The organism is Vibrio sp. R-1, from assembly GCF_035615595.1.
GTDB classification, from domain to species: Bacteria; Pseudomonadota; Gammaproteobacteria; order Enterobacterales; family Vibrionaceae; genus Vibrio; species Vibrio cholerae.
In genome coordinates this window covers 1-701 of the sequence record NZ_WPDC01000259.1, presented here as the reverse complement: position 1 = coordinate 701, position 701 = coordinate 1, and the positions used below count along the sequence as shown (strand labels likewise).

Sequence of the window (701 nt, the reverse complement as noted above, 5' to 3'; positions counted from 1 at the left end):
CTTGAGGCGTTTGTTAAATTTATTGTTCGATATGTTTGAGGAACCTGTAATAAAACTCTGGACACCCTTCCGGTAGGCTAACGACTAGCTTTTTTGCGTATAGTAGGCTTTGAGCTTTTTCTACAGCCTCTTCTACCATTGCGATCAATTTTTTCTGGTTAACAAAAGTGCTGTGTGCATTAGTCAAATTTGCGAAGTTACCATCCCAAACTTCAGTAGGGTAAGTAATTAACTCATCAGCTTCTGGGTTAAACACAAACATATGATTTGGTTGATTAGTGAATTGCGCTTTAGATAAACCGCTAGCCGTATGAAGGAAAGAATTTCGCAAAGCAACCAAAGTCTGAGTGTCAGTGTCATTTTCACCAAAACCACAAAAATAGTAGAGCGACTTTTTAATTGAGCTTGCTTTCTGATTACTGAACTCAGGCAACTCCGCATTTTGATAGCAATATCCAAGCTGATCTAGAACCGTAAATGCGGCAGACAATGGTAAAAATGAACTTCCATATGTTTGCCATTTAACATGTCTGATTTCTCGTAAAACGGTAGACAATGACGATGTTAGTAAACCATGATTTGTCTCCGTAAAATTACTATCAGATAAATGGGCATAAGCAAGTTCTTCCAATGAAAGTTGCTCTAACCTTTTCTTTTTTATTGCATGAAAAAACTCGACTCTCGTCATTTTTACCTCATAA

The 701-nt window shown here is 37.2% G+C and carries 1 protein-coding gene; it reads right to left on the bottom strand.

The genetic code is table 11. The features are described from left to right. Nucleotides 1–19 precede the first annotated feature (19 nt). The coding region (locus GOU96_RS17975; RefSeq protein ID WP_324702108.1) for a hypothetical protein at nucleotides 20–701 on the bottom strand (682 nt) is incomplete at its 5' end.